Below are 26,367 nucleotides of genomic sequence, written 5' to 3' on the forward strand. Positions count from 1 at the left end.
TCTTCTTAGAAGCTCAGAGCAGGGCAGCTGTCATCGGACATGTAGTCATGCACCTTGATCTCGCCCGAGGCGATCTTGGCAGCTGCCTCGTCCACCGCGGCCTGCATCTCGGCGGAGACCAGCGATGCGTTGTGCTCATCCATGGCATAGCCGACGCCGCCGTTGGCCAGACCCATGACCGAGAAGCCGGTCTCCATGTCCGGACCGTCCTGGAACGCCTCAAACACGGCGTTGCCGACCTTCTTGGTCATCGAGGTCAGAACCTGGCCCGGATGCAGGTGGTTCTGGTTGCTGTCGACGCCGATCGACAGGATGCCTTCGTCGGCCGCAGTCTGCAGCACGCCGACGCCGGTGCCGCCAGCCGCGGCATAGACCACGTCAGCACCCTGGCTGATTTGCGCTTTGGTCAGCTCCGAGCCTTTGACCGGGTCGTTCCAAGCCGCCGGGGTGGTGCCGGTCATGTTGGCGATCACTGTGGCATCCGGGTTGGCTGCCTTGACGCCCTCGGCGTAGCCGCAGGCAAACTTGCGGATCAGCGGGATGTCCATGCCGCCGATAAAGCCCACGGTGTTCGATTTGGACGCCATCGCGGCCATCATGCCAACCAAATAGGAGCCTTCATGTTCGTTAAAGACAACCGAGCGCACGTTGTCACCTTCGACAACCATGTCGATGATGGTGAATTTGGTGTCCGGATAGTCGGCAGCGACCTGGCCCAGGGCATCGGCAAAGGCAAAGCCGACCATCACGATCGGGTTGGCGCCGGCTTCGGCAAAGCGGCGCAGCGCCTGCTCGCGCTGGGCTTCCGACTGCAGTTCGATCTCGCGGTAGGTTTCGCCGGTCTCTTCGGCCCAGCGCTGGGCACCGCCGTGCGCGGCTTCGTTGAAGCTCTTGTCGAACTTGCCGCCCAGATCGAAGATCAGAGCCGGTTCCGCCAGCGCGGCACCTGCGGTCAGGGCCAGCGACGCGGCTGCGCCCATCAGCGGTTTCATCAGGGTCATCAGGTTAACTCCCACTGTCATTATTTGTTGGATGCAGCGGTGATTTTCCGCTGCCCGGCCCCGTTCAGGCCTTAGAGGGTGCGGCAATTTAGCCTGCAGGGCAGGGAGGGGGTCAACCGCTTTTTGACCAAATGGTGCGAAATCCGCGCAACTGGCCTAGCGTAAAGACTTTCTCATCAGGATTGCGTCCGCCGGATTAGCGTCTTTGCGGCGGTAATACCCCGCCCGGCGCCCGCATTCCGCGAATCCGCAAGCACGGTACAGTGCCTGCGCGGGCACGTTGTCTTCGGCGACTTCCAGAAACGCCTCCGCCGCGCCGCGCGCGTGGGCGGCTGATTCCCAATCCGCCATGCAGGCTCGGGCCAGTCCCTGCCGCTGATGGGCGGGGTCGGTGGCGATGGTCAGCAGTTCAGCTTCATCTGCGATTACCCGCACCAGTGCAAAACAGCGGTCATCCCCGGCGGCAAAGACCAGCGGGCTGTCCAGCAGCGCGGCAAACTCCAGTGCCGACCACGGCCGCGACTGGGTGAAAGCGGCAGCATGGGCGGCAGCCATCGCTTCCGGTGTCAGCGGATCACTCATCAATCAGCGTCGGCGGCACGTCGCTGGAGGGGGCCGCATCAGCGGCGCGCAGATACAGCGGCGCGGGCGGTCCACCCGCTGTTTCAAACCGTGCGGCGGCAATGCGCGCAATGGCCTCGGCGATCCCGGCCGGACTTGCCTCGGGCGCAAACGCCAGCCCAGCACCGCGGGCGGCGTCCTCCGCCTCCTGACGCAGCATCAGACGCGGTGCCTCCCCTGGCAGGGCTGCATAGACCTGATCGCGCGGCGCAAGCACCGCGGGCAGGGTGCCCTCGGCGGCGCGGGCCTCAAACCCGTCGACGCCCACTGCCGGCACTTCCAGTCCCAGCGCCAGTCCGCGGGCGGCGGAGACCGCGATGCGGATGCCGGTGAAGTTTCCGGGGCCGATGCCCACGCCGATGGCCTCTAGGTCGGCCCAAACGGCACCGCCTTCGGCCAGCACCTCCTCCAGGAGCGGCATCAGCCGTTCGGCCTGGCCGCGGGACATTTCCTCCAGCCGGGAGGCCAGCAGGGTGTTGCCGCGCAGCAAAGCGGCCGCGCAATGCGCGGCCGATGTGTCAAATCCCAGAACCAGCGGTTCGGATGCCATCAGATGTCCTTTCGCAGGTGGTCAGACGGCAACCGGGCGCACCTCGGTGACTTCCGGGATGTAGTGGCGCAGCAGGTTCTCGATGCCCATCTTCAGGGTAAGGGTCGAGGACGGGCAGCCGGCGCAGGCGCCCTGCATATGCAGGTACACGACGCCGCGGTCAAAGCCGTGGAAGGTGATGTCGCCGCCGTCCTGCGCCACCGCCGGGCGCACCCGGCTGTCCAGCAGTTCCTTGATCTGGTTGACGATCTCCGCGTCCTCGCCGGAATGTTCTGCATGTCCCGAGGCCGGGCTTTCAGAACCGTCTGCCATCACCGGCTGGCCGGACTGGTAATGTTCCATCACCGCGCCCAGGATAGCGGGTTTGATGTGGTCCCATTCGACGCTGTCTGCCTTGGTCACCGTGACAAAGTCATTGCCGAAGAACACGCCGGTCACGCCTTCAACCGCAAAGATGCGGGAGGCCAGCGGTGATTTGCCTGCGGCGTCCGCACTGGGGAAGTCAGCAGTGCCCGCCTCCAGAACGGTCTGGCCCGGCAGGAATTTCAGCGTCGCCGGGTTGGGCGTGGATTCAGTCTGAATGAACATGTCGGGTCTCCGTTAAGCGTGCCCCCGATATGCGCCCTGCGGACCGCCAAGTCAAGATTTGGAACGATTCTAAAATGTGCCGCGCGCGGCGTGCTCCAGCGCCTGCTCCAGCCGGTCATCGCCCCAGAACAATTCAGCTCCGCTGGTAAAGCTGGGCGCCCCGAAAATGTCCGCGGCAATGGCCTCATCGGTCTGCGCCCGCAGTGCCGACTTGATGTCCGGCGCCCGCGTCCTCTGCATCAGGCTTTGGTCAAGGCCTGCCTTGCTCAGGCAGCTCTGCAAGACAGTTTCATCTGCGATATCCATGCCCGCGCCAAACTGCGCTTGGAACACGGCCTTGGTAAAAGGCGCAATACGGTCCTGTTCCGCCGCAGCCAAAGCCAGCCGCGCCGCTTTCAGCCCGTTCTGAGGGAATACAGCGGGACGGCTGAAGGGCAACCCGCGGGCTGCACAGATCCGCTCCATGTCGCGCCACATGTAGCGGCCCTTGGCGGGATAAATGTTGAAGGGGGAGGTGTCCCAGCCCTGAGCGGCAAAAATCGGGCCCAGCAGAAACGGCTTCCAGGTAACTGAAACGCCGCGGGCGGTAGCCAGTCCGCCGATCCGCATCACGCTCAGATAAGAATAGGTGGAGGCGAATTCGAACCAGAAAGTGATCCTGCGGGTCATCGCCTCTGCCATCCCCTCTGGTCAGGTGATCGCTTCCAGCTTTTCCTTGCTGAGGTCGCCCGGCACGATTGTGATCGGGATAGGCAGCGCGCCGGAGTTCTTGGTGAGCTGGGTGACCAGCGGGCCCGGTCCCTTGCGGCCGGTGCCGGCACCCAGCACCAGAACGCCGATTTCCGGGTCTCCCTCGACATAATCGAGGATCTCCGGCACCGGTTCGCCCTCGCGGATCACCAGCTCGGGGTCGACGTTCTGGCGGTCGCGCATCCATTTGGCGAATACCTCGAAATGGGCGTGGATGCGTTCGCGCGCTTCCTCCCGCATCACTTCGCCGACGCCGATCCAGTGGTTGAACTCATCCGGGGGGATAACCGACAGGATGGTGACGCCCGCGCCGGTATGCGCGGCCCGCATCGCGGCAAAGCGCATGGCGTTCAGGCATTCGCGGCTGTCGTCCAGGACCACAAGGAATTTGCGCATCTTCGCTCTCTCGTTGTTGCACCGCGGATCATGGCGCAAGCGGGGCGATCAGGCAATAGAGCCAAAGCAGCGTCAACGTGGCGTTTTCTGGCCCTAGACTTGTGCGCCTTCGGGCGTGCCAGGCCAAGGCAGCGCTCCCGCACCCGCAGGATCCTCCGGCTCTGCCGGAACATCCTTGGCGGCTTTGGGCCGGGCGCCGCGCAGATGCGCGGCGCGGCTCCGTGCAGCGGGTTTAGAAAGAAACTCCGGAACGGGCGGGAGCCCTTGCATGCAATACCGGGCGGAAGGGCTTACCCTTGGCTGGCAGCCCAATCCCAGTAGAGGTCCCGAACCCGTTTGGCGACCGGGCCGGCCTGATAGCGGCAGTCATCGAACGCCGTGACAGGTGTCACTTTGCTCATGTTGCCGGAGAGGAAAATCTCGTCGGCCTCCTCGAAATCCTGATACCCCAGCACGCATTCATGCACGGTGATGCCGTCGGCCCGCATGTTGCTGATGTGCCGGGCACGGGTGATCCCGGCCAGGAAGGTGCCGTTGGGGATCGGGGTGAAAACCTCGCCGTCGCGCACCATGAAGACATTGGTGGTGGCGGTTTCCGCCACATTGCCCATGGCATCCAGCACCAGCGCATTGCTGAACCCCTTGCTGCGCGCCTCCCGCAGCATCCGGGCGTTGTTGGGGTAAAGGCAGCCCGCCTTGGCGTTCACCACCGCGCATTCCAGCACCGGTCGGCGGAAGCGTGTGCGGGTCAGCGTGGCGGACGCCTCAGGTGCCGCCATCGGGATTTCCTCCAGGCTGACGGCGAATTGGGTGCTGTCTGGCTTGGGGGCGATCAGCGTCTCGTCGCCGTCAGCGGCCCAATACATCGGCCGGATATAGACCGCAGCGCCGGGGGTAAACCCTTCCAGCCCGTCGCGGATGATCTCCATCATCTGCGGCACAGAATGGGTGGGCTCCATCATCAGCGCCTCGGCCGAGGCATTGGTGCGGGCGCAGTGCAGGTCCAGGTCCGGAGTTCTTCCGTCAAAGAAACGCGCGCCGTCAAAAACGGAAGAGCCTAGCCACATCGCATGGTCCGCAGCCCTCATCACAGCGGTGTTGCCGTTCTGCCAGCTGCCGTTGAAGTAAGTGCGGATTGTGCGGCCCACAGCCATGGTTCTGCCTCCTTCTGCTTGCCGCAAGGGTAGGCAGGGAAAGGTCAGAGGTCCAGACCTGACAGAGAGCGCCCAAGCCGGCAGAATGAATTCGGCAAAGCGCTACTTCCTTTTATTTTCAATACATTGAAAGTTCGTAGCGCGGAGGCTGACGTCACGTCCATTAAGTCAGCATTTCTGACTAATTGTTTCGCGCGCGAAACATTCGGACAGAATGGCTGACCTACTCAACCTCCGCGAGTATCGCCTGCAGGTCCAGCGCTTCGGTTCCCATGTCCAGGCTGCCATCCGCCGCCCGCGGCCACTCCATTTCCGGCCGGTCGCGGTAGAGTTCCACACCGTTGCCGTCCGGGTCGCGCAGGTAGATGGCCTCCGAGACGCCGTGATCGGCGGCGCCATCCAAATTTATGCCGGCGTCCAGCACCCGGCGCAGAACCGCAGCCAGGCTCTTGCGGTCGGGCAGCAGGATGGCTGTGTGGTAGAGGCCGGTCGTATTGGGCGCCGGGGCGGGGCCGCCGCGCGACTGCCAGGTGTTGAGGCCGATGTGGTGGTGATACCCGCCCGCCGACAGGAAAGCGGCGGAGTTTCCCAGCCGCTGGGTCACCTCAAAGCCCAGCACGCCGCTGTAGAAGGCGATCGACCGCTCCAGGTCTGAAACCTTGAGGTGGACGTGGCCGATGCGGGTGCTTGCGGGCAGGGGGGCTGTGCCGGTGCTCATTGCTGTCTCCATCTGTCTGTTGCAGTGAAGATGGAGGCCGGATGGCCCGGATACCATTCCGCAGCGCTGCACCATTCCCCTGTGGAATTGCACAGGACAGCATATTGCGGCGTCCTTGCGCGCCGCAAGGCGCGCCGGGCCCAACCGGGCAAGCGCATCTGCGATGCGTGCAGACCCGGGCGGGAGCATTCGCTTCGAAGTCAGGTGGCGGGTTTCAGACCGGCCTTGGTCAGAACGGCAGAAGCGGCCTGCTCCCAGCGCGCTTTCAATTCTGCATTCGGGGTGCGGCGCAAGCCAATCGCCTTCAATCCCTCGAATTTCTGAGAGGTTTCGGAGCCGAAGCTGGCCGCCACCCGCGGCCACCAGTAATCCGCCAGCTCCTGCAGGGCCTCGGCGCCTTGCGCCTCTACCAGCACCATCAGGCCTTCCTCGGCCAATTCGGCGTGATGCGCCTCGATGGGCTGGATAGCGCGGAAGGTTTCGGCCAGCGGCTGGTAGGAGACATGGCTCAGCTCTTCCAGCTGCACGGCAACGGCGCTGCCCATCAGAAGGTTCATCATCACTGCGTCGGCCCAGCCTTCCAGCGGGTAGTTGAATACTGCCAGCCGCATGTCGTGCTTGCTGCGGGTCTGGCCGATGTCGGCGTCCCGCTCCAGCCGCGCGGTCCAGGGGTGGTGGTCGGCGTAACGCTCTGTATCGGCGCCGAAATCGCCCATGATGCGCAGCACTTTTTCGGCGCTGTCAGATTTTTCCAGAACGATCTTGGCGGCGGCAATGCGCGCCTTGATACCGGGCCCCTCGTTGATGATGTCGGCAAAGCCGGCAGCACCCGCCAGTTCGCTGTCTACGAAGGTTGCCATCATCTTCATCAGCTCGGCGCGGTAGCGCGGCGGCACGTTGGACGGGTTGGACAGCACGCCGCCCTGGGCCAGATAGCTGGATATGCTCATCTCGTCGGTCATGGTCTCATCTCCCTCGGGCAGGCGTTACTGGTCGTAATCGACCACGACGTTATCGGTCACCGGATAGGCTTGGCAGGAGAGCACATAGCCTTTTTCGACCTCGTAGTCCTCCAGCGCGTGGTTGGCGACCATTTCGACCTCGCCTTCCAGCACCTTGCAGCGGCAGGTGGAGCAGACGCCGGCCTTGCAGGCATAGGGCGCGTCCATCGCGTTTTCCAGCGCCGCATCCAGCAGCGTCATGTCCTTGCCCATCTCGATGGTCTGGGTGGCACCATCCAGGGTGATGGCGGCCTTGGTCTGGTTGGCGCTGCTGGATGCGTCGCTTGCCGCAGCCTTGCGCTTGGCACGGCCCGGCTGGGCGGAGGCGAACAGCTCAAACTTGATCTGGCTGTCGCTGAGGCCCGCGTTGCGCAGTGCGGCAGCGATGCCCAGCATCATCGGCTCCGGACCGCAGATGAAGGCCGTGTCGACCGATTTGATGTCGATCCAGTGCTCGAACAACTGGGCACATTTCTCCTCAGTCACCAGGCCGGTGAACAGGTCGATTTCCTGGGCGTCGGATTCCAGCACGTGGATCACGTTGAAGCGGCCCATGTAGAGGTTCTTGAGATCCTCCAGCTCCTCGCGGAACATGATCGTGTTCACGCCCTTGTTGGCATAGACCAGCGTGAAGGAGGAACTGGGCTCCGCTGCCAGCGTGGTCTTGAGGATCGACAGCACGGGCGTGATACCGGAGCCGCCGGCAAAGCCAAGGTAGTGTTTCTCGGCAGTGCCTTCGAGCGGGGTAAAGAAAGTCCCCATCGGCGGCATCGCCTGCAGGGTGTCGCCGGCCTTGAGTTCGGTATTGGCCCAGGTCGAGAACGCGCCGCCGTCGACGCGCTTGATGCCGACCTGCAGGATGCCCTCATCCTTGCCGGCGCAAATCGAGTAGCTGCGGCGCAGTTCCTCTCCGTCAAAGTCGCGGCGGAAGGTCAGGTACTGGCCCTGGGTGAAATCAAACTCGTCAGCCGCGCCGTTCACGGGCTTCAGGGTGACAACCACCGCATCGCGGATGGTCTTGCGGACGTCGGTGACTTCAAGGTCGTGAAAGCGCGCCATCAGGGTCTCCTCAGATGCACTTGAAATAATCAAAGGGTTCGAGGCAGTCCTGGCAGCGCCAGTGGGCCTTGCAGGGGGTCGAGCCGAATTGGCTGACCTTGGTGACATGCGGGCTGCCGCAGTGCGGGCATTTTTCCGGGCCGCCGGCGGGCTGGGGAGGGGCGATGCCGTAATCCTCCAGCTTGGTGCGGCCCTTCTCCGTCAGCCAGTCGGTGGTCCAGGCGGGGGAGATCTGGGTTTTGAGCTTCAGGGCCTGGATACCGCGGTCGCGCAGGGCTGTTTCGATATCCATGGCGATCACCGATGTGGCCGGGCAGCCGGAGTAGGTCGGGGTGACGGTGACCACCAGGGTCTCACCCTCCCAGGCCACATCGCGGATGATGCCCAGGTCCACCAGCGAGATCACCGGGATTTCCGGATCCGGCACGGCGTCAAGCCAGTCCCAGACTTGGGTGATGCTTGGCTGAGTTGTCACTTGGCTCATGCGGTTACCCTCATTGGCTGTTCCGTCCGGCCTCCCTCGCGGAAGCGGGCTTCACCCCCGTCTGACGCCGGGGATGCCCTCAGTTCACTGGCCGTGGCCTTACCACTTGGCGCCTGGATAGGCGCGCTGCAGCCATTGCATCTGGGTCAGCAGGTGGCCCAGGTGCTCTGTATGCATTGCACCGGTGCGGCCGCCCTTGTGGGCAAAGCGGCTCTCCGGAATGGTCAGCGTCGCGTCGCCTAGGATGCGGGAGACCAGCACGTCGTATTCTTCGCGCAGGGATGCGGGATCAGGTGCAATGCCCGCCTTGACCATTTCGGCGTCCACATCGTCGGACTGGAACATCTCGCCCACGTAGGGCCAGAGGTAATCCAGCGCTTCCTGCATCCGGCGGTGGCTCTCCTCAGTGCCGTCGCCCAGGCCCACCACGGTGTCGGCGGAGCGTTCCAGGTGATAGGCGACCTCTTTCGAGGCCTTCTCGGCAATTGCGGCGACCCGCTCGTCCGAGGATTTCATCAGCCGGCCCAGCTGGATCGAGTGCCAGGCGTCGAACAGGAACTGGCGCATCAGCGTGCGGCCGAAGTCGCCGTTCGGCACCTCGCACAAGAGCACGTTACGGAAGTCCCAGGCGTCGCGCAGGAAGGCGAGATCGTCGGCGGATTTGCCGTCGCCCTGCACCTCAGCGGCGAGGCCGAGCCACATCTGGGTCTGGCCGATCAGGTCCAGCGCGGTGTTGGCCAGCGCGATGTCCTCTTCCAGCACTGGTGCGTGGCCGCACCATTCGCTGACCCGGTGGCCGAGGATCAGGGTGTTGTCCCCCATCCGCAGCAGAAATTGAAAAAAGGCGTCGTCGCGGGTCATTACATGGCCCCCACTTCTTCGGGAATGTCGAAGAAAGTCGGGTGGCGGTAGACCTTGCTTTCCGACGGCTCATACAGCGGGCCTTTGTCGCTGGGCGAGGAGGCGGCGATGTGGTTGGCTTCCACCACCCAGATCGACACGCCTTCGTTGCGGCGGGTATAGACGTCGCGGGCGTTCTTGATCGCCATTTCGGCGTCCGGCGCATGCAGGGACCCGACGTGGCGGTGGCTCATGCCGTGCTGGCCGCGGATGAAGATTTCCCAGAGGGGCCATTCGTTTTTCATGTCTCAAATCCTCCTGGCTGAGGGGGCGCCGCCGCTGACGAGGGGCGCCGGAATGCTTGGGGTTATTCGGCGGCGTGCTGGCGCGCGGCTTTCTTCTTGGCGTGGGCCAAGAGGCCGTCACGCACCCAAGCGCCGTCGTCCCAGGCCTTGTTGCGGGCGGCGAGGCGGTCTACGTTGCAGGGGCCGTTGCCCTTGATCACGTCAAAGAACTCGCTCCAGTCCGGGTCGGTGTAGTCATAATGGCCGCGCTCATCGTTCCATTTCAGGTCCGGGTCGGGAATGGTCAGGCCAAGGTATTCGGCCTGCGGCACGGTCTGGTCGACGAACTTCTGGCGCAGCTCATCGTTGGTGTTCATCTTGATCTTCCAGGCCATCGATTGGGCGGAATGGACCGAGTCCTTGTCGGACGGGCCGAACATCATCAGCGATGGGTACCAGAGGCGGTTCAGCGCGTCTTGGGCCATCTTTTTCTGCTCGGGCGTGCCTTCGGCCATCTGGCGGATGGCGTCGTAGCCCTGGCGCTGGTGGAAGCTTTCTTCCTTGCAGATGCGGATCATCGCGCGGGAGTAAGGGCCGAAGGAGGTCCGCTGCAGCGGTACCTGGTTCATGATTGCCGCACCATCGACCAGCCAGCCCACCGCGCCGATGTCGGCCCAGTTCAGCGTCGGGTAGTTGAAGATCGACGAGTATTTCATCCGCCCGTCGAGCAGCATCTCCGTGATCTCGTCGCGCGAAACACCCAGAGTTTCGGCGGCACAGTAGAGGTAGAGGCCGTGGCCCGCCTCATCCTGCACCTTGGCCAAGAGGATCGCCTTGCGCTCCAGCGTGGGCGCGCGGGTGATCCAGTTGCCCTCGGGCAGCTGGCCGACGATTTCGGAGTGGGCGTGCTGGCCGATCTGGCGGATCAGGGTTTTGCGGTAGCCCTCGGGCATCCAGTCCTTGGGCTCGATCTTCTCGCCCGCGTCGATGCGCGCCTGGAAGGCCGCCAGCTTTTCCGGATCGTCCTGGGTCGCTTCGGATTTGATCATCTGAGCATACATGTCTGGGACCTCCTAATCTTCGTTACACGCGTTCGAGGATCAGGGCGGTGCCCTGTCCGACGCCGACGCACATGGTGCAGAGGGCGTACCGCCCGCCAGTGCGCTGCAATTGGTAGGCGGCAGTCAGCACCAGCCGCGCGCCGGACATGCCGAGCGGGTGGCCCAGTGCAATTGCACCGCCGTTGGGATTAACATGGGGCGCATCGTCCGGAAGGCCAAGCTCGCGCAGGGTGGCGAGGCCCTGCGAGGCAAACGCTTCGTTCAGTTCGATCACGTCCATCTGTTCGATGGTCAGGCCGGTACGGGCCAGCACCTTGCGGGTGGCAGGCACCGGGCCGATGCCCATGATGCGCGGCTCGACCCCTGCGGCGGCCATGCCAACGATGCGGGCTATCGGTTTCAGCCCGTTCTTTGCGGCTGCGGCCTCATTCGCCATCAGGATCGCCGCGGCACCGTCGTTGACGCCAGAGGCATTGCCTGCGGTGACAGTCTTGTCCGGGCCGTTGACGCCCTTGAGGCCTGCCAGCTTCTCAGCCGAGGTGCCGGGGCGGGGGTGTTCGTCGGTGTCGACCACGATGTCATCGCCCTTGCGCTGGGGGATGGTGACAGGGGTGATCTCGTCCTGGAAGATGCCGGCCTCATGCGCGGCGGCCCAGCGGGCCTGGCTGCGGGCGGCAAAGGCGTCCTGATCCTCGCGGGAGACACCGTAATCCTCGGCCACGTTGTCAGCGGTTTGCGGCATCGAGTCGGTGCCGTACATCTTGTCCATCCTCGGGTTCACGAAGCGCCAGCCGATGGTGGTGTCGAAAACTGCATTGGCACGGGTGAAGGCGGAGGTCGCCTTGGGCATCACAAAAGGCGCGCGGCTCATGCTTTCGACGCCGCCTGCGATGGCCATGTCATAGTCGCCGGCCTTGATGCCGCGGGACGCCATGCCGACCGCATCCATGCCGGAGGCGCAGAGGCGGTTGATGGTGGTGCCGGGCACAGAAGTGGGCAGGCCTGCCAGCAGCGCCGCCATACGGGCCACGTTGCGGTTGCTTTCACCCGCTTGGTTGGCATCGCCCAGGATCACGTCATCCAAGGAGCCCCAGTCCACATCCGGGTTGCGCGCCGCCAGCGCGGCAATCGGCAGGGCGGCAAGGTCATCGGTACGCACCTGGCTCAACGCGCCGCCGTAGCGGCCGATCGGGGTGCGGGTGGCATCGCAGATGAAAGCATCCATGGGTGTTCGCGTCTCCTGTGGCGGCGGCAGGAAAAGCCGACCGTTGGGTCGGTGATACGCCGGAAGATGATTCGCAGCAAGAGAAATGTAACGCAGATTTGCGTAGGGAGAAAAAGTTGTAACAGATCAGCGCGAAACTTCCCGGGCAGGGGCTGCTCCCGTCCTGCGGGGCTCCCGGCAGCATAGGTGGAAAAGTGAAAGAGCCGGGCGGCTACTGCGGTACTTGTCCGCGGTATTTCGCCGTCAATTCAGGCGCCGCGTCATCAGCCTCATAGACCCCCAGCAGGATACCCTTGCGCCCTGACTTGCCGCGGCGTGCCTTGATCTGCGTATCCGACAGGGTGATCCGCTGCGACATTCTGAGGCCCCATTCCAGCAACCGGTCGTACATCAGATCTATGACCGCCTGATGTGTGGTGTCCTTAGCGAGGTCCACCAGCTCATCCGGGTCATTTTTCATGTCGAACAGCATCGGCCTGAGCCCGCCCTCGGCGTGCATGAATTTCCAGCGTTTGTCTGTCACCATGAACAGCCGCGCATCCTTCGGCTCCAGCCCCAGCTTTTCGCAGAGCGGCATGGTGGAATAATCGAACTCGGCAATGGCATATTCCCGCCACTCCGGTTTTTCACCGCGCAGGAACGGCATCAAGGAGCGCCCTTCCAGGATATGCGGCGCAGGTTCACCGCCCGCCGCCTCCAGAAACGTAGGCAACAGGTCGATCGCCTCCACCAGCTCATCGCAGGTGGTGCCGCGTGTCGCATCGGCCTCTGCGCGCGGGTCATGGATGATCAGCGGCACCTTGATAGAGGGTTCGTGGAACAGGTTCTTTTCGCCCAGCCAGTGATCGCCAAGGTAGTCGCCATGGTCCGATGTCACCACAATCATGGTGTCCTGCATCCGGCCGGTTTCCTCAAGCCAGGCGAACAGCCGTCCCATCTGGTCATCGGCCTGCTTGATCAGCCCCATATAGGCGGGGATCACCTTTGCCCGCACTTCGTCACGGCTGAAGGTCTTGCCGATCTGGTTGTTCATCATGCCGTCGAAAACGGGATGTGCGTCTTCCCGCTCCGCCTCGGAGCGCACCACCGGCAGCACATGCTCCGGCCCGTACATGTCGTGATAGGGCGCAGGCACGATGTAGGGCCAATGCGGCTTGATATAGCTGAGGTGCGCGCACCACGGCCCCTCGGCCTGCTCGATGAACGCCATGGCCTGAGTGGTCAGCCAGGGTGTTTCGCTGTCTTCCTCGGCGACATTGGCAGGCTTGTCCGCATTGACCATGAACCAGCCGGACGCGATGTCATTGCCCTCGACCCCGGCATTGGCAAAGTCGTTCCAGGGGTTCTCACCGGGATACCCCTTGTTCTTAAGATATTCATTATAGGGGCTGCGCTTGCTGTCATAGAAGCCGTCCGGCCCTTCCGCCCACAGCCCGTCGTCGCGCACGTAAGGGTCAAAGCCGCATTCCGACTGGCGCACGCCGATCACGCTGTCCGGTGCCAGCCCCAGCCGCTGCATGCCGTCGGCATCCGCAACCATATGGGTCTTGCCGATCAGGTGACAGCCCATTCCTGCCTTGCGCAGGTGGTCGCCCATCGTCCACTCGCCCACCCGCAGCGGGTAGCTGTTGAACTGCACCCCATGGCTGGAGGGGTAGCGCCCGGTATAGCTCGACATCCGCGACGACCCGCAGGTCGGTGACTGCACATAGGCGCGGGTGAAGCGCACGCCCCTGGCGGCCAGCCCGTCGATATGCGGTGTCTGCAAGTGCGGATGGCCCGCGCAGCTCAGGTAGTCGAACCGCAACTGGTCGAACATGATATAGAGGATGTTCATTAGCGCCTCCCGCTCAGTGCTGCAGTGTTAATAAACAAGTGAAGCAATTTTGGCGAGCGGGTCTTCTTGACGGAACCCGCTTCAGCCTGAACTATGGCGCCTGTTTTTTCTATTCCCATCGGCATTCATGACCCCTTCATCAATCCCCGCCGCAATCCGTCCTGCCGGAATGGATGACTGCTCCAGTCTGGCTGCCCTGTCGATCGAGGTCTGGACCGGCACCTATCTGCGCAATGGCATCAACGGGCACTTTGCAGACTATGTGCTGGACCACTACACCCCTGCGCATTTTGCCGAAGCCTTGCAAAATCCGGCCGAGCAACTGCTGGTCTCGCAGAACCGGGACGGCATCGACGGCTATATCCGTGTCTCACACGGGCGGCCAAGCCCGGCTGGCGGGGCTTCGCACACCGAAATCTCCACGTTCTATGTCCAGCCGCGGCACCAAGGGCACGGCATCGGGATCCGCCTGTTGCAAGCCGGGCTGCAGCTCTGCCGGTCGAACGGCTGGGACGCCCCTTGGCTGACCAGCAATTCGGAGAACTCCCGCGCGATCTCTTTCTATTTGCGCAACGGGTTTGAACATGCGGGCCTGACCGGTTTCAGGATCAATGACGCCGAATACGTCAACGACGTGCTGCAGTATCGCTCCCTTTGAAGCCCTGAATCCAAATCAGCAACTGCATCTCCAATATGCGAGCGCTGCGGAGACGAGCGGGGCTGAAGCATGTGCTTCGGGCCCGTCATGGCATCTGGTGGCACCCGGGTCTGACGGCCCGGGCGCAGAACCGTTTGGTCCTAAGGTCAGCTCACTGCTGCAAAGCCTGCATCAAGGGCGGAGAGGATGGTGTCCGCCTCCGCCTCGCTCAGCACCAGCGGCGGCGACAGGATGATGTTGGGGCCGGAGACCCGGACCATAGCGCCTGCCTCATAAGCGGCTTCCTGCAGTTTGCCGATGGTCTTCTTGTCTACGGCTGTCTTGGCAGCGCGGGCGGAAACCAGCTCCAGCGCGCACATCAGGCCGTGGCCGCCGCGGACATCGCCGATCAGCTCGTATTTCTGCTGAAGCGCCAGCAGGCCCTGGTGGATCTGGGTGCCGCGTGCAGCGGCGTTTTCTGTCACGTTCAAGCGAAGTGTTTCTTCGAGGCAGGCAAGGGCTGCGGCAGCGCCAACAGGATGGCCGGAGTAGGTGTAGCCGTGTCCGATGGCCGCCTTGCCCGTGTTGTCCTTCTCGAAGGTCTCGGTCATATGATCCGCGATCATCACCGCGCCAAAGGGGAAGTATCCGTTGGTGATCGCCTTGGCCGTTGCCATCATGTCCGGCTGCACGCCCCAGTGGCGTGATCCGCTCCATGATCCGGTGCGTCCGAAGGCGGTAATCACCTCATCCGCGATCAGCAGGATGCCGTGTTTGGAGCAGATGTCGCGCACGCCGGGCATGAAGCTGGAATGCGGCGGGATCACGCCGCCGGCCCCCAGGATGGGTTCCATGATGAAGGCGGCGATGGTGCCTGCGCCCTGGAAGGCGATCTCATCCTCCAGCGCTTGCAGGCAGAGCTGGGCCAGGCGTTCCGGATCGGTCTCGTTGAAGGGATTGCGGTAGGTGTAGGGCGCCGGGATGTGAAAGCAGCCGGGCAGCAGCGGTTCGTACTGGGTGCGGAAGTTTGCGTTGCCATTCACCGAAGCCCCACCCATGTGGGTGCCATGGTAGCCCTTCTTGAGGCTCAGGAACTTGGTGCGGCCTTCCTCGCCGCGGATCTTGTGGTACTGGCGCGCGAGGCGCAGGGCGGTTTCCACCGAATCCGAGCCGCCAGAGGTAAAAAAGGCGCGGGTGAGCCCGTCGGGTGCAAAGAACTTGCGCAGTTCTTCTGCCAGCTGGATTACCTGGTCATTGGTGGTGCCGCGGAAGGTGGAGTAATAAGGAAGCACGTCCAGTTGCGCGGCAATCGCGTCCTTCACCGGCTGGCAGGAAAAGCCGAGGTTCACGTTCCACAGGCCGCCAACCGCATCGACCACCTCATGCCCGTCGATGTCGGTGATCTTCACCCCCTGTGCAGAGGTAATGATGGCAGGCGGGTTGGCCAGGCTGTCGCCAGGGTGCGTCATGGGGTGCCACAGGGATCTGGCGTTGTGTTCTTTCAGAAAGTTGGAGTCTTTCATGGAGGCAGCTCCTGGTTTCGGCCCGGCTTGGGCCGGTGAGGGGGTCAGGCGGTTTCGTCCTGCGGGTAGTCCGCAGGGGCGGACCCGCCGATGCGGTGGGTAAGGGTGGCGCCTGCACGGCGCAGGGCCGCCGGGATCAGCTGTTTCTGCTCTGCGGTCATGCGGGAGGCGGGGGCGGCCACCGCCAGGGCGCCGATTACCTTGCGGTCCGGGTCAAAGACCGGAACTGCATGGGAATGAACGTCTTCTTCAAACCCGCCGACAGACACGGCAATGCCGCTTTTGCGGATGCCGGCAAGCTGAGCGCGGATTTTCTGCGGATCTGTGATGGTTTCCGGAGTGCGGGCCCCCAGCGGCTGGGACAGTATGGTCTCGGCAAAGTCCGGTTCGGCATAGGCCAGAACTGCCATGCCGGAGCTGGTGCCATGGAACGTCAGCACCTTGGCGTCCTCCATCATCACCCTGGTGGCGTTGCGCGGTGAATAGGCGTGTGACAGCGAATTGAGCTGGCTGCCTTGCAGCAGAGACAGGTGGCTGGTTTCGCCGGTTTCATCGCTTAAATCACGCAGCACCTGGCGGGAAACGGAGAGGATTGGCACCGCGGCCTCACGCAGGGCTGCAAGACGCAGAACCTGGGGCCCCAGCCGGTAAGAGCGGTCGCTGCCCGTCTGTTCTACAAAGCCCGATTCCTGAAGTTCGTTCATAAGCCGGTAGACGGTTGCCTTGTTCATCCCGGACAGGCGCGTGAGGTCGCTGAGCCCGATCCCGGTCCGGCCGTGATTGAAAAATGTCAGCAGTGACAAGGCTTTGGATACAGTTCCCATGCGCTTGTTGAAGCTCCCTGTTTGAACTGTCCGGGCGATCTCTCCTGCGCCGGCGGTCCCGTGATGCGGTTTAAATGACAGATGCGAGGTTTGTTTGTCAATAAAATAAACCAATGGTTCATTTAATGAACCGACGAGTTGGGCTGGGCCGTGACGAGCGAGGGGGCCGCAAGGCAACAGTTTGGCGGCGGCAGTGATTAGGGCTGCAAGGCGCGAGGCGGATAGCCAAGCCAGGAATCCGGGTGCGCCGCGGCAGAAGCCTGGACTGCTGGATAATATGTTTCAAAAAGTTTTCATTTCTTTCAGATTCTGTTACGCAACTGCCAGCGTAACAGGCCGCTGGGCAACTGAGCGCCGCGACGCGGGGTTTGCTGGCCTTCGGCCGCCATTGGGGCTTGGCGCCGGTCCAGGTGCTGTGCCTAATCTGTTGGGAGCCGGGCGCAGGCACTGCCGCCGCGGAAGAGAGAGGAAAACCGGATGAGTGAAGCCATTGCATATGAGCGCGTGGGCGATATTGCCGTTTTGAAGGCGCAGAACCCGCCTGTGAATGCGCTGGGCATTGATGTGCGCAAAGGGCTGCTAACCGGAGTCGAGCGCGCCGAAGAAGAGGGCGCAAAGGCGGTGCTGATTTACGGTGATGATAAAACCTATTTCGCCGGTGCCGATATCCACGAATTCGGCAGACCGCCGCAGGAACCCTATCTGCCGGGCCTGTGCAGCCGGATAGAGGCCTCGCCGCTGATCGTCGTGTCTGCCATGCACGGCACGGCGCTGGGCGGCGGGCTGGAGGTGGCCTTGTCCTCGCATTACCGGATTGCAGTGCCTTCAGCGAAGATGGGGTTGCCTGAGGTCAACCTGGGCATCCTGCCCGGGGCGGGCGGCACCCAGCGGCTGCCGCGGCTGGCGGGGACCGAGGCGGCGCTGGAGATGATCACCTCGGGCCGCCACTTCGGCGCGGCTGAGGCGCTGGACAAGGGCATCATCGACCGCATCGAAGAGGGCGAGCCGCGCGAGATCGGCCTCGTCTATACGCAGGAGCTGCTGGATGCGGGCGCGCAGCGCCGGGCGGTCGGGGAAATGCCTGCTCCGGAAGCCGTGGATTTTGACGCGGTCTATGAAGCGACGTTGAAGAAAGGCCGCGGCCAGTTGTCTCCGGCAACAGCCGTGCGCGCGGTACAGGCCGCGGCTGAGGCGGAGAGCTTTGAAGCCGGCCTTAAGCGCGAGCGCGCGCTGTTCACAGAACTGATGGAATCGGATCAGCGGCAGGGGCTGATCCACGCCTTCTTCTCGGAACGTGCGGTCAGCAAGCTGCCGGAGCTGGAAGGTATCGAACCCCGCGAGGTTGCCGCAATGGGGGTGATCGGCGGCGGCACTATGGGTGCGGGCATCGCCACCGCGGCGCTGCTGGCCGGGTTGCCGGTGGTTCTGATCGAGATGACTGATGAGGGTGTTGCCGCCGCGCGCGGCCGGATCGAGGGCAACCTGCAAGGTGCCCTGAAACGGGGCAAAATTACCCAGGCGCAATTTGATCGGCTGACCGGTGAGGCGCTGACAGTGTCCACGGATTACGCGGCACTGGAACAGGTGGATCTGGTGGTCGAGGCCGTGTTTGAGGACATGGGCGTCAAGCGCGAGGTCTTTGGCAAGCTCGACGCCCACTGCAAGCAGGGGGCGGTGCTGGCGACCAATACGTCTTATCTGGATGTGGATGAGATCGCCGCAGCAACCTCCCGCCCGCAGGATGTGATCGGACTGCATTTCTTCTCGCCCGCGCATGTGATGAAGCTGCTGGAGGTTGTGGTCGCGGAAAAGACCGCGCCGGAGGTTCTGGCCACCGGCTTTGCCCTCGGCAAGCGGCTGAAGAAGGTGGCGGTGCGGTCCGGCATCTGCGACGGGTTCATCGGCAACCGGATCATGAACGCCTACCGCAAGGCGGCGGAATATGTGGTGCTGGATGGCGCTTCGCCCTATCAGGTGGACAAGGCGGTGACCGGGTTCGGTTTCCCGATGGGGCCGTTTGCCATGGGCGATCTGGCGGGGCTGGACATCAACTGGGCCGCCCGCAAGCGCCGTGCGCCGACGCGGGATCCGCGCGAACGGGTGCCGCGGTTCTACGAGATGCTCTGTGAGGGCGGCGATTTCGGCCAGAAGACCGGCAAGGGCTTTTATGTCTACGAGGAAGGCAAGCGGGGCGGTGTACCGAACCCGGAGGTGGCGGAGCTGATTGCCAAAGACCAGGAGCAGCAGGGCGTGGCCCCGCGGGATTTCTCAGACGCGGAGGTCCTGCGCCGCTACATGTGCGCCATGGTCAACGAGGCCGCCAAGGTAGTGGGCGAGGGCATCGCCCGGCGCCCGCTGGATGTGGATATGGTGATGCTGTTCGGCTACGGATTCCCGCGCTTCTGGGGCGGGCCGCTGAAATGGGCCGATCTGCAGGGGCTGGACGGCATCCTGACCGATATCAAGGCCTATGCGGAAGAGGACAGTTTCTTCTGGCAGCCGGCGCCGCTGCTGGAGCAGCTGGTGGCTGAGCGCAAAACCTTCGACGACCTGAACAAAGGCGTCTAGGCAAGCCTGCCGCGCCCCTCCGGCCCGTCGAGGGCCATCGGGGCGGGGCCCGGCGGTACCGGGCCGGGCGCGGAAACGCTGGCCGTATTACGAAAATAGCGCCGCGCGGAACGCGCGGCGCTTGGCCCAACAAGAGCGGCGCATTCAGGATGCGCCTGGCGATTGACGGGAGTTCCCCGTGCCTTAGGCCGAGTTGCCTCAGGCCCAGGTGCCTTCAGTGGCGGAACGGATCTTGCGGATGTTCTCGCCGTATACTTCCGGATTGTTCACAGATCCGCCCTTGAATACCGCGGAGCCTGCGACCAGCACATCGGCGCCGGCTTCGGCCACCAGCGGCGCGGTGGTTGGGTCGACACCGCCGTCGATCTCGATATGAACCGGGCGGTCGCCGATCATTGACCGCAGGCGGCGGATCTTGGCGGTCATGTCGATGAACTTCTGGCCGCCGAAGCCGGGGTTCACGGTCATGACGCAAACGAGGTCAGTGAGGTCCAGCAGGTGCTCAACCGCCTCGGCCGGGGTGCCGGGATTCAGCGCCACGCCTGCCTTCATGCCCGCGCCGCGGATCGCCTGCAGGGTGCGGTGGATGTGCGGGCCTGCCTCGAAATGCGCGGTCAGCACGTCGGCACCGGCATCGGCATAGGCATCGATGTAGGGATCGACCGGCGCGATCATCAGGTGCACGTCCATCACTGTCTTCACATGCGGGCGGAACGCCTTCACCGCCTGCGGGCCGAAGGTGAGGTTCGGCACGAAATGCCCGTCCATAACATCCACATGCACCCAGTCGGCGCCTTGGGTTTCGATCGCCTGGATCTCCTGGCCGAAATTGGCGAAATCGGCAGACAGGATGGAGGGCGCGATCTTGATGTTGCGGTCAAAGGACATCTGGCAGCTTCCTTTTGCAAAGGGAATTGAGGAGTCGAAGGCCGTATAGACCGTCCGGCCCGCTGTGCACAGGGGCAGATTAAGCATCGGGTCCGTTTCCTTGGGCACTGCGCCTCCGGGTTGCGCCGGGCCGCGTCACAAAACTTTCACGGCAGTGACACATGAGCTTTGAGCAGGGCCGATAGGCAATCCCGGAACGAGAAGGGAGCGCCCCGGTGCTGCGCATTGACAAACTGACTAAACGCTTCGGCGATAAGATTGCGGTGGATACCGCCACGCTGGACATCGACAAGCCCTGCATGATCGGCATCATCGGCCGTTCCGGCGCAGGCAAATCCACCCTGCTGCGGATGCTGAACCGGCTGGAGGACGCCAGCGGCGGCCGTATCCTGTTTGAGGGGCGCGAAGTCACCGGGCTGAAAGGCAAAGACAAGCGGGCCTGGCAGTCCGAATGCGCGATGATCTTCCAGCAATTCAACCTAGTGCCGCGGATGGACGTGGTGTCCAATGTTCTGCACGGCACATTGAACCGCCGCAATGCGGTGGCAACGCTGTTCAACCTCTATCCGATGGCGGATATTCACACGGCGATCGACATTCTGGACCGGCTCGGCATTGCCGAACACGCGGCCAAGCGGGCCGAGGCGCTGTCGGGCGGCCAGCAGCAGCGGGTGGCGATTGCAAGGGCGCTGATGCAGGATCCGAAAATCATCCTGGCGGATGAGCCGATTGCCTCGCTCGACCCGATGAACGCCCAGACCGTGATGGAGGCGCTGCGCCGCATTCATGAGGAAGACGGCCGCACAGTCATTGCCAACCTGCACACGCTGGACACAGCGCGCCGCTACTGCGACCGGGTCGTCGGCATGCGCGACGGGCGCATCGTCTTTGACGGGCTGCCGGAACAGCTGACCACCGGCGTCGCCCGCGAGATCTACGGCGCTGGAGAGGAATTCTCCGAAGCGGCCACCTCGACCGAGATCGAAACGCTGGAAAAGACGGACGCGATGCGCGCCGCCATTCCCGCTGAATAACCCGTGACCCTGAATTCATCGACCCGGCGGGCTGCTCTGCCGGGACCCAACCGGAGAGACATGAGATGAAGAAACTGATTGCTGCCGTTCTGGCAACCACCGCGCTGACCGCCCCTGTTGCGGCAGAAGAGATCAAGGAATTCCGCATTGGCATCCTGGGTGGAGAGAACGCTCAGGACCGCCTGAACAACAACGAGTGCCTGCGCGAATACACCGAGAAAGAACTGGGTGTTGAAACCAAGCTGTTTGCGCCTGCTGACTACAACGGCGTGATCCAGGGCCTGCTGGGCGGCACCATCGACATGGCATGGCTGGGCGCGTCCGGCTATGCCAAGACCTATCTGTCCGACCCCGAAGCGGTTGAGCCGGTTCTGGTCAAGGTGAACACCGACGGCGGCTACGGCTATTACTCGGTTGGCTTTGCCCGCAAGGACAGCGGCATCACCTCGCTGGAAGATCTGAAAGGCAAGACCTTCGGATTCGGCGATCCGAACTCCACCTCGGGCTACCTGATCCCGTCGATCGAGATCCCGAACAAGATCAATGCCTCCATGGACTCTGGCGACTACTTCGGTGAAGTGAAGTTCACCGGCGGCCACGAGCAGACCATTGTCGCGGTTGCCAACGGCGACGTGGACGGCGGCGTGACCTGGGCCGACGGTCTGGGCGAATGGGAAGACGGCTACCAGTCCGGCGCGCTGCGCCGTGCCGTGGATGCAGGTCTGGTCGACATGAACGACATGGTGGAAATCTGGAAATCCGCCCCGATCCCGGAAGGCCCGGTGGTTCTGCGCAAGGCTCTGCCGGCAGACGTTAAAGCCAAGATGACCGCACTGATGGACAACCTCAGCGAAATTGACCGCGATTGCTTTTATGGTGTTGCGGCAGGTGAGGCCAAGAGTTTCGATCCGATCACCCATGAAGCCTATGAGGTGATCATCGAAGCCCGCAAGCTGAAGTCCCAGTAATTTCAGCCCAGCACGTATTTTACTGTGCTCTGCGGGGTTCCGGGCCGGTCTTGGAGCCCCGCAATTTCCTGGATGGACCCAGTATCCCCCATCCCTAGAAGATCAGGATCCCCAAATGGCAGATTTGACAGCCGCCCGGCCGGGCATCGAGGACATCCGGCAGCACTACACCGCCCATACCCAGCGCAAGCGGCTCTATGGCGGTATCCTTCTGGCGGTTTTTGTGGCGCTGATGGCCGCGGGGTTCCGCACTGCGGACGCGCGCAATGCAGGCTCCTTTGCCGACGGGTTCACCCGCATCTTTGATTACCCGTCCGAGGTTCTTGCGGAAGCCGTCGAAAAGGCTGCCCAGCTTCCGGGGCATCTGGTGCATTTCTTTCCCGCGCTGGTGGAGACATTGAACATCGCCGCCGCCTCGACTTTGGTGGGGGCTGTGTTCGGCACGCTGCTGTCGCTGTTGGCCACCCGGGGCATGGCGCCTTGGCCTATGCTGATCCCGGTGTTCCGCCGCATCAGCGACATCTGCCGGGCCATACCGGAAATTGTTATCGCGCTGGTGCTGATCTTTGTGCTGGGCGGCGGGCCGGTGCCAGCCATGATTGCCATTGCCATCCACACAGCCGGCGCGCTGGGCAAGCTGTTTTCCGAGGTGAACGAAAACGCCTCGCTGAAACCGGTCGAGGGGCTGACCTCCGTAGGCGCCACTTGGGCGCAGCGTATGACGCTGGGAGTGATCCCGCAGGTCGGTCCGAACTATGTGAGCTATGCGCTGCTGCGTTTTGAAATCAACATCCGCGCTTCTGCCATCCTCGGCTTCGTTGGTGCGGGCGGCATTGGCTACGAGCTGAAGAACGCCATGTCCTGGGGGCAGGGGCGCTATGACGAAGCCGCCGCGATTTTCCTGCTTCTCTTTGTCACTATCGTGGCCGTTGACCAGCTGTCCGGCCTATTGCGTGACCGCCTGACCCATGGAGCGAAGGCATGACCACTTTTGACACCACCCTTACGCCGGCAGATCTGAAGTCGGACATCTCGCGGCTGTTTCTGAAAAAGCGGCTGATGAATTTTGCCCTGCCCGCCGCGGTGCTGGCCTATCTCGCCTATGTTTTTGTGGTCTTCGACATGCCGGGACTGTGGGAGCGTGCCAGCCTGGACAACGCCAAAACACTGGTGAGCGACAGCTACAGCTACAAGACCCATGTCACCCGCGACAACCGCAGCGGTGAGGTGTCGGTGGCCATCGAGGGCGAGCGCAAGGGGGCCTATCCCGACGGCATGTCGCCGGACTGGGTGGCCTTGGGCGAGACCACGGTGATTGATCTGGAAGACGGGCACACAGTCACATTTGGTCCAGAGATCATCGCATACGAGATCCCAGGCTATGGCACCGTACGGGCCACCCCGAGCCGCAGCGCGGGCGTGCAAGCGGAATTGCCTGCCGGTGATGTGCCGGAGTGGATCAGTGTTTCGAAGAACCGCCTGGCCGTTACAACAGAGGCCGGCCGCCTGACCGTGACCCGCAACCGGGCGGAAGTTTTCCGCTATTTCGCAGGCTGGGAGCTGTTCTTCTTCACCCTCGACAGCCCGTATTACGGCATGGGGGCAGGGGAGCTGATGCAGCGCGCTGCCACTGGAGAGGGCGGTGCGATCTTCCAGGAGTTCTGGACCAACAAGATGTGGCGCCATCAGGTCGTGGCCTGGGCCATAGCTGAGACCCTGCTGATGGCCTTCCTCGGCACCATCGGCGCCGGCATCATCGCGCTGCCGCTGGCCTTTCTGGCGACCCGCAATTTCATGCCCCTGCGCAGCATCCGCTTTGCCATGCGCCGCTTCTTCGACTTTGTGCGCGGGGTCGACTCGCTGATCTGGACAGTGGTGCTGGCGCGGGCCTTTGGCCCCGGTCCGCTGACCGGCGCGCTGGCGATCCTGGTGACGGATACCGGCACTTTCGGTAAGATCTTCTCCGAGGCACTGGAGAACGTCGACCAGAAGCAGATCGAGGGCGTGGCCTCAACCGGAGCCAAGCCTGTGCAGCGCTACCGCTTCGGGGTGATCCCGCAGATCACGCCGGTGCTGCTGAGCCAGCTGCTGTATTTCCTGGAATCGAACACCCGTTCTGCCACCATCATCGGCGCGATCACCGGCGGCGGCATCGGCCTGTTGCTGACACAGGCGATCATCACCCAGAAGGATTGGGAGGAAGTGGCTTATTACATCACTTTGATCATCCTGATGGTGATGCTGATGGACTGGTTCTCCGGCTGGCTGCGCCGCCGCCTGATCAAGGGCGAGGGCGGTAAGGCCAAGCGCAAGCGGCGGAGGCCGGAAGAGGGCGGGGCGTTCCTGCTGCCTTGACCTTGCCCCGGCTTCCTGTCGAGGACTGACAATGGCACGATTGCTGGCTGAAGAGCCGTTCATCCACCCGGATTGCACGATCACTGGCAGCCGTTTCGGTGCCTATGTCGAAATCGGCGCCGGCAGCCGGGTGGCGAACGCAGTGGTTGGCGACTACAGCTATTGCGACCGGAGTTGTGACATTGCCAATGCGGAGGTCGGCAAGTTTGCCAATATTGCCAGCTTCGTGCGGATCGGCGCCTCCGACCACCCGATGGAGAAAGCGTCTCTGCACCACTTCCTCTACCGTTCGGCAAGCTACTGGGATGACGCGGAGGATGACGCGGAGTGGTTTGCCCGGCGCGCCGGGCGAACTGCCAGCATCGGCCATGACACCTGGATCGGCCATGGGGCGATGATCAAGCCGGAGGTGAACATCGGGCATGGCGCTGTCGTGGCCTCAGGCACGATTGTGACAAAGGATGTGGCGCCCTACACCATTGTTGGCGGCAATACCGCCAGGGTGATCCGCCGCCGCTATCCTGAGGCAGTAGCCGAGCAGATGATGGAACTAGCGTGGTGGGACTGGGACCACGAGACCTTGCGGACTGCGCTGCCAGACTTCCGCAGCCTGAGGGCCGAAGAGTTCGTGGAGAAGTATTCCTGATCCGGCGGGCGGGCAGCTCCCGCCTGTTCTAGCACATTCACAAAATGTGTGTCACCGTTGGGCGTGGCGCCGCTGCGCGGCGCAGTAGGGCTCCGCCCGTTCGAACCTCAAATGATCGTCCGGACCATTTCTTCTCCGGTTCTCATTTCTGGAACGCGCTTGAGGGGCAATTCAGCCCGTCAAGCGCGTTCCAGCTTCTGCGGTCTGTCATCCCCGCCTCAAAGGTAAACGGCGCAACGTGCCACCGCCTTGCGGCGCTTGACCCGGGGCTGTCAGGGGTCAGGCGGCGCCTGCGTCGACCAGTTGGGTGGCGATGTCGAGGAACACCTTGGCCTGGGCACTGCCAGGCTTGGCAGCCACGATGGGCGTGCCGTTGTCGCCAGCCAGCCGCACGTCCAGGTGCAGCGGCACCTCGCCCAGCAGCGGCACGTCGAGTTTCCTGGCTTCCTGGGCCACGCCGCCATGGCCGAAGACATGCTCCTCATGGCCGCAGTTGGAGCAAATGTGGGTGGACATGTTCTCGATCATGCCCAGCACCGGAACGTTCATCTTGCGGAACATGTCGATGCCTTTGCGCGCATCGATCAGCGCCACGTCCTGCGGGGTGGAGACCACAATGGCACCGTCCACATGGGTCTTCTGGGCCAGGGTCATCTGCACATCGCCGGTGCCGGGCGGCAGGTCGACGATCAGCACGTCCAGGTCGCCCCATTGCACCTGCAACAGCATCTGCTGCAGCGCGCCCATCAGCATCGGGCCGCGCCAGATCACCGCCTGGTCTTCGCCGGTCATCAGCCCCATCGACATCATGGTGACGCCGTGGTTGCGCAGGGGCAGGATTGTCTTGCCGTCAGGGCTGGCGGGGCGGCCGCTGACGCCCAGCATCTTGGGCTGTGAAGGGCCATAGACGTCGGCATCCAGCAGGCCGACCTTGCGCCCCTGCATCGCCAGCGCGCAGGCGATATTGGCGGACACCGTGGATTTCCCGACCCCGCCCTTGCCCGAGGCCACGGCCAGGATCCGCGCAACGCCGGGAACTTTCTGCGGCGCCTGCTGCTGTGGCTGAGCGGCTTTCTTGGGCTTAAGATCCGGTGGCGCTTTCTCCGAATGGGCGGTCAGCATAGCTGACACTTTTTCCACCCCCGTCAGCGCCGCCACGGCCGCGTCCGCCTGGTCGCGCACCGGGCCGTAGGCCTCGGACTTGCCGGGGTCGATTTCCAGTACAAAGCGGACGGCGCTGCCCTCGACGGTAACGGCACGGGCAATGCCTGCGCTGACGATGTCGCTGCCGCTGACGGGGTCGGTGATGTTCTTGAGCGCCTCAAGGACGGTTTCACGGGTGACGGTCACGCCGG

At 63.4% G+C, this 26,367-nt stretch carries 27 protein-coding genes; 7 read left to right on the forward strand and 20 right to left on the reverse strand.

Going from position 1 to position 26,367, the window contains the following annotated elements:
- Window positions 1–5: 5 nt before the first annotated feature.
- The 16 genes from A9D60_RS01750 to A9D60_RS01825 form a co-directional block, all read right to left on the reverse strand.
- Window positions 6–1,001, reverse strand: coding sequence for a BMP family lipoprotein (locus A9D60_RS01750; RefSeq protein ID WP_065266067.1), 996 nt, complete (start codon window positions 999–1,001; stop codon window positions 6–8).
- Window positions 1,002–1,157: 156 nt separating this feature from the next.
- Window positions 1,158–1,583 (reverse strand): GNAT family N-acetyltransferase, encoded by a 426-nt coding sequence (locus A9D60_RS01755; protein WP_065265997.1) that lies wholly within the window; start codon window positions 1,581–1,583, stop codon window positions 1,158–1,160.
- Entirely contained in the window at window positions 1,576–2,172 is a 597-nt protein-coding gene (gene tsaB, locus A9D60_RS01760; protein WP_065265998.1) for a tRNA (adenosine(37)-N6)-threonylcarbamoyltransferase complex dimerization subunit type 1 TsaB, read from the reverse strand. Before tsaB ends, A9D60_RS01755 begins: the two co-directional genes overlap by 8 nt.
- Before the next feature lie 21 nt (window positions 2,173–2,193).
- Window positions 2,194–2,760: a NifU family protein gene (locus A9D60_RS01765; protein ID WP_065265999.1), complete on the reverse strand. Its 567-nt coding sequence runs from the start codon at window positions 2,758–2,760 to the stop codon at window positions 2,194–2,196.
- 69 nt (window positions 2,761–2,829) lie between these two features.
- Window positions 2,830–3,429: a 2-hydroxychromene-2-carboxylate isomerase gene (locus A9D60_RS01770; RefSeq protein WP_065266068.1), complete on the reverse strand. Its 600-nt coding sequence runs from the start codon at window positions 3,427–3,429 to the stop codon at window positions 2,830–2,832.
- Window positions 3,430–3,450: 21 nt separating this feature from the next.
- Complete coding sequence (locus A9D60_RS01775; protein WP_065266000.1) at window positions 3,451–3,906, reverse strand: universal stress protein; 456 nt, start codon at window positions 3,904–3,906, stop codon at window positions 3,451–3,453.
- A gap of 290 nt (window positions 3,907–4,196) precedes the next feature.
- The gene (locus tag A9D60_RS01780; protein ID WP_065266001.1) at window positions 4,197–5,060 is read right to left on the reverse strand and encodes a branched-chain amino acid aminotransferase; all 864 of its coding nucleotides are present in this window, start codon (window positions 5,058–5,060) and stop codon (window positions 4,197–4,199) included.
- Window positions 5,061–5,283: 223 nt separating this feature from the next.
- A complete protein-coding gene (locus tag A9D60_RS01785) occupies window positions 5,284–5,778 on the reverse strand; it encodes a VOC family protein (RefSeq protein ID WP_141117770.1) in 495 nt (164 codons plus the stop codon).
- 200 nt (window positions 5,779–5,978) lie between these two features.
- Window positions 5,979–6,740 carry a Phenylacetic acid catabolic protein gene (locus tag A9D60_RS01790; protein WP_065266003.1) on the reverse strand — a complete coding sequence of 254 codons (762 nt, stop codon included), beginning with the start codon at window positions 6,738–6,740 and terminating at the stop codon, window positions 5,979–5,981.
- A 24-nt stretch (window positions 6,741–6,764) separates the two neighbouring features.
- A complete protein-coding gene (paaE, locus tag A9D60_RS01795; RefSeq protein ID WP_065266004.1) occupies window positions 6,765–7,838 on the reverse strand; it encodes a 1,2-phenylacetyl-CoA epoxidase subunit PaaE in 1,074 nt (357 codons plus the stop codon).
- Window positions 7,839–7,848: 10 nt separating this feature from the next.
- Window positions 7,849–8,322 carry a 1,2-phenylacetyl-CoA epoxidase subunit PaaD gene (paaD, locus tag A9D60_RS01800; RefSeq protein WP_065266005.1) on the reverse strand — a complete coding sequence of 158 codons (474 nt, stop codon included), beginning with the start codon at window positions 8,320–8,322 and terminating at the stop codon, window positions 7,849–7,851.
- Between the two features lie 99 nt (window positions 8,323–8,421).
- Window positions 8,422–9,183 carry a 1,2-phenylacetyl-CoA epoxidase subunit PaaC gene (gene paaC / locus A9D60_RS01805; RefSeq protein ID WP_065266006.1) on the reverse strand — a complete coding sequence of 254 codons (762 nt, stop codon included), beginning with the start codon at window positions 9,181–9,183 and terminating at the stop codon, window positions 8,422–8,424.
- Window positions 9,183–9,467, reverse strand: coding sequence for a 1,2-phenylacetyl-CoA epoxidase subunit PaaB (gene paaB / locus A9D60_RS01810; protein WP_008557866.1), 285 nt, complete (start codon window positions 9,465–9,467; stop codon window positions 9,183–9,185). The genes paaC and paaB overlap by 1 nt, the downstream gene beginning before the upstream one ends.
- A gap of 62 nt (window positions 9,468–9,529) precedes the next feature.
- The gene (gene paaA, locus A9D60_RS01815) at window positions 9,530–10,507 is read right to left on the reverse strand and encodes a 1,2-phenylacetyl-CoA epoxidase subunit PaaA (protein ID WP_065266007.1); all 978 of its coding nucleotides are present in this window, start codon (window positions 10,505–10,507) and stop codon (window positions 9,530–9,532) included.
- Window positions 10,508–10,529: 22 nt separating this feature from the next.
- Entirely contained in the window at window positions 10,530–11,732 is a 1,203-nt protein-coding gene (pcaF, locus tag A9D60_RS01820) for a 3-oxoadipyl-CoA thiolase (protein ID WP_065266008.1), read from the reverse strand.
- 211 nt (window positions 11,733–11,943) lie between these two features.
- Window positions 11,944–13,569 carry an alkaline phosphatase family protein gene (locus A9D60_RS01825; RefSeq protein ID WP_065266009.1) on the reverse strand — a complete coding sequence of 542 codons (1,626 nt, stop codon included), beginning with the start codon at window positions 13,567–13,569 and terminating at the stop codon, window positions 11,944–11,946.
- Window positions 13,570–13,696: 127 nt separating this feature from the next.
- Here A9D60_RS01825 and A9D60_RS01830 point away from each other — a divergent pair, with 127 nt between their 5' ends.
- Complete coding sequence (locus tag A9D60_RS01830) at window positions 13,697–14,227, forward strand: GNAT family N-acetyltransferase (RefSeq protein ID WP_065266010.1); 531 nt, start codon at window positions 13,697–13,699, stop codon at window positions 14,225–14,227.
- A 146-nt stretch (window positions 14,228–14,373) separates the two neighbouring features.
- Here the strand turns inward: A9D60_RS01830 and A9D60_RS01835 are convergent, their stop codons facing one another.
- Both A9D60_RS01835 and A9D60_RS01840 read right to left on the reverse strand, forming a co-directional pair.
- Window positions 14,374–15,729: an aspartate aminotransferase family protein gene (locus tag A9D60_RS01835; RefSeq protein WP_065266011.1), complete on the reverse strand. Its 1,356-nt coding sequence runs from the start codon at window positions 15,727–15,729 to the stop codon at window positions 14,374–14,376.
- Window positions 15,730–15,773: 44 nt separating this feature from the next.
- Entirely contained in the window at window positions 15,774–16,553 is a 780-nt protein-coding gene (locus A9D60_RS01840; protein WP_065266012.1) for an IclR family transcriptional regulator, read from the reverse strand.
- Window positions 16,554–17,030: 477 nt separating this feature from the next.
- Between A9D60_RS01840 and A9D60_RS01845 the strand changes: the two genes are divergently transcribed.
- Window positions 17,031–19,121 carry a 3-hydroxyacyl-CoA dehydrogenase NAD-binding domain-containing protein gene (locus tag A9D60_RS01845; protein WP_065266013.1) on the forward strand — a complete coding sequence of 697 codons (2,091 nt, stop codon included), beginning with the start codon at window positions 17,031–17,033 and terminating at the stop codon, window positions 19,119–19,121.
- A gap of 198 nt (window positions 19,122–19,319) precedes the next feature.
- Here the strand turns inward: A9D60_RS01845 and rpe are convergent, their stop codons facing one another.
- Window positions 19,320–20,009 carry a ribulose-phosphate 3-epimerase gene (rpe, locus tag A9D60_RS01850; RefSeq protein ID WP_065266069.1) on the reverse strand — a complete coding sequence of 230 codons (690 nt, stop codon included), beginning with the start codon at window positions 20,007–20,009 and terminating at the stop codon, window positions 19,320–19,322.
- 215 nt (window positions 20,010–20,224) lie between these two features.
- Between rpe and phnC the strand changes: the two genes are divergently transcribed.
- The 5 genes from phnC to A9D60_RS01875 all read left to right on the forward strand — a co-directional run bounded on the left by phnC (window position 20,225) and on the right by A9D60_RS01875 (window position 25,012).
- Complete coding sequence (gene phnC, locus A9D60_RS01855) at window positions 20,225–21,043, forward strand: phosphonate ABC transporter ATP-binding protein (RefSeq protein ID WP_065266014.1); 819 nt, start codon at window positions 20,225–20,227, stop codon at window positions 21,041–21,043.
- 65 nt (window positions 21,044–21,108) lie between these two features.
- A complete protein-coding gene (gene phnD / locus A9D60_RS01860; protein ID WP_065266015.1) occupies window positions 21,109–22,011 on the forward strand; it encodes a phosphonate ABC transporter substrate-binding protein in 903 nt (300 codons plus the stop codon).
- Between the two features lie 115 nt (window positions 22,012–22,126).
- Window positions 22,127–22,996 carry a phosphonate ABC transporter, permease protein PhnE gene (gene phnE / locus A9D60_RS01865; protein WP_065266016.1) on the forward strand — a complete coding sequence of 290 codons (870 nt, stop codon included), beginning with the start codon at window positions 22,127–22,129 and terminating at the stop codon, window positions 22,994–22,996.
- The gene (gene phnE / locus A9D60_RS01870; RefSeq protein WP_065266017.1) at window positions 22,993–24,366 is read left to right on the forward strand and encodes a phosphonate ABC transporter, permease protein PhnE; all 1,374 of its coding nucleotides are present in this window, start codon (window positions 22,993–22,995) and stop codon (window positions 24,364–24,366) included. The genes phnE (A9D60_RS01865) and phnE (A9D60_RS01870) overlap by 4 nt, the downstream gene beginning before the upstream one ends.
- 31 nt (window positions 24,367–24,397) lie before the next feature.
- Window positions 24,398–25,012: a chloramphenicol acetyltransferase gene (locus tag A9D60_RS01875; RefSeq protein WP_065266018.1), complete on the forward strand. Its 615-nt coding sequence runs from the start codon at window positions 24,398–24,400 to the stop codon at window positions 25,010–25,012.
- Window positions 25,013–25,291: 279 nt separating this feature from the next.
- Here A9D60_RS01875 and A9D60_RS01880 read toward each other — a convergent pair whose 3' ends face one another.
- Window positions 25,292–26,362, reverse strand: coding sequence for an Mrp/NBP35 family ATP-binding protein (locus A9D60_RS01880; RefSeq protein ID WP_065266019.1), 1,071 nt, complete (start codon window positions 26,360–26,362; stop codon window positions 25,292–25,294).
- Window positions 26,363–26,367 lie beyond the last annotated feature (5 nt).

The sequence above is a fragment of the Leisingera sp. JC1 genome, from assembly GCF_001679925.1.
Taxonomy (GTDB): Bacteria; Pseudomonadota; Alphaproteobacteria; order Rhodobacterales; family Rhodobacteraceae; genus Leisingera.

What these genes read in the sequence shown, in the direction of transcription:
- A9D60_RS01750 (WP_065266067.1), bottom strand. Translation starts at nt 1,001, where the DNA reads ATGACCCTGATGAAACCGCTGATGGGCGCAGCCGCGTCGCTGGCCCTG.
- A9D60_RS01755 (WP_065265997.1), bottom strand. Translation starts at nt 1,583, where the DNA reads ATGAGTGATCCGCTGACACCGGAAGCGATGGCTGCCGCCCATGCTGCC.
- tsaB (WP_065265998.1), bottom strand. Translation starts at nt 2,172, where the DNA reads ATGGCATCCGAACCGCTGGTTCTGGGATTTGACACATCGGCCGCGCAT.
- A9D60_RS01765 (WP_065265999.1), bottom strand. Translation starts at nt 2,760, where the DNA reads ATGTTCATTCAGACTGAATCCACGCCCAACCCGGCGACGCTGAAATTC.
- A9D60_RS01770 (WP_065266068.1), bottom strand. Translation starts at nt 3,429, where the DNA reads ATGACCCGCAGGATCACTTTCTGGTTCGAATTCGCCTCCACCTATTCT.
- A9D60_RS01775 (WP_065266000.1), bottom strand. Translation starts at nt 3,906, where the DNA reads ATGCGCAAATTCCTTGTGGTCCTGGACGACAGCCGCGAATGCCTGAAC.
- A9D60_RS01780 (WP_065266001.1), bottom strand. Translation starts at nt 5,060, where the DNA reads ATGGCTGTGGGCCGCACAATCCGCACTTACTTCAACGGCAGCTGGCAG.
- A9D60_RS01785 (WP_141117770.1), bottom strand. Translation starts at nt 5,778, where the DNA reads ATGAGCACCGGCACAGCCCCCCTGCCCGCAAGCACCCGCATCGGCCAC.
- A9D60_RS01790 (WP_065266003.1), bottom strand. Translation starts at nt 6,740, where the DNA reads ATGACCGACGAGATGAGCATATCCAGCTATCTGGCCCAGGGCGGCGTG.
- paaE (WP_065266004.1), bottom strand. Translation starts at nt 7,838, where the DNA reads ATGGCGCGCTTTCACGACCTTGAAGTCACCGACGTCCGCAAGACCATC.
- paaD (WP_065266005.1), bottom strand. Translation starts at nt 8,322, where the DNA reads ATGAGCCAAGTGACAACTCAGCCAAGCATCACCCAAGTCTGGGACTGG.
- paaC (WP_065266006.1), bottom strand. Translation starts at nt 9,183, where the DNA reads ATGACCCGCGACGACGCCTTTTTTCAATTTCTGCTGCGGATGGGGGAC.
- paaB (WP_008557866.1), bottom strand. Translation starts at nt 9,467, where the DNA reads ATGAAAAACGAATGGCCCCTCTGGGAAATCTTCATCCGCGGCCAGCAC.
- paaA (WP_065266007.1), bottom strand. Translation starts at nt 10,507, where the DNA reads ATGTATGCTCAGATGATCAAATCCGAAGCGACCCAGGACGATCCGGAA.
- pcaF (WP_065266008.1), bottom strand. Translation starts at nt 11,732, where the DNA reads ATGGATGCTTTCATCTGCGATGCCACCCGCACCCCGATCGGCCGCTAC.
- A9D60_RS01825 (WP_065266009.1), bottom strand. Translation starts at nt 13,569, where the DNA reads ATGAACATCCTCTATATCATGTTCGACCAGTTGCGGTTCGACTACCTG.
- A9D60_RS01830 (WP_065266010.1), top strand. Translation starts at nt 13,697, where the DNA reads ATGACCCCTTCATCAATCCCCGCCGCAATCCGTCCTGCCGGAATGGAT.
- A9D60_RS01835 (WP_065266011.1), bottom strand. Translation starts at nt 15,729, where the DNA reads ATGAAAGACTCCAACTTTCTGAAAGAACACAACGCCAGATCCCTGTGG.
- A9D60_RS01840 (WP_065266012.1), bottom strand. Translation starts at nt 16,553, where the DNA reads ATGGGAACTGTATCCAAAGCCTTGTCACTGCTGACATTTTTCAATCAC.
- A9D60_RS01845 (WP_065266013.1), top strand. Translation starts at nt 17,031, where the DNA reads ATGAGTGAAGCCATTGCATATGAGCGCGTGGGCGATATTGCCGTTTTG.
- rpe (WP_065266069.1), bottom strand. Translation starts at nt 20,009, where the DNA reads ATGTCCTTTGACCGCAACATCAAGATCGCGCCCTCCATCCTGTCTGCC.
- phnD (WP_065266015.1), top strand. Translation starts at nt 21,109, where the DNA reads ATGAAGAAACTGATTGCTGCCGTTCTGGCAACCACCGCGCTGACCGCC.
- phnE (WP_065266016.1), top strand. Translation starts at nt 22,127, where the DNA reads ATGGCAGATTTGACAGCCGCCCGGCCGGGCATCGAGGACATCCGGCAG.
- phnE (WP_065266017.1), top strand. Translation starts at nt 22,993, where the DNA reads ATGACCACTTTTGACACCACCCTTACGCCGGCAGATCTGAAGTCGGAC.
- A9D60_RS01875 (WP_065266018.1), top strand. Translation starts at nt 24,398, where the DNA reads ATGGCACGATTGCTGGCTGAAGAGCCGTTCATCCACCCGGATTGCACG.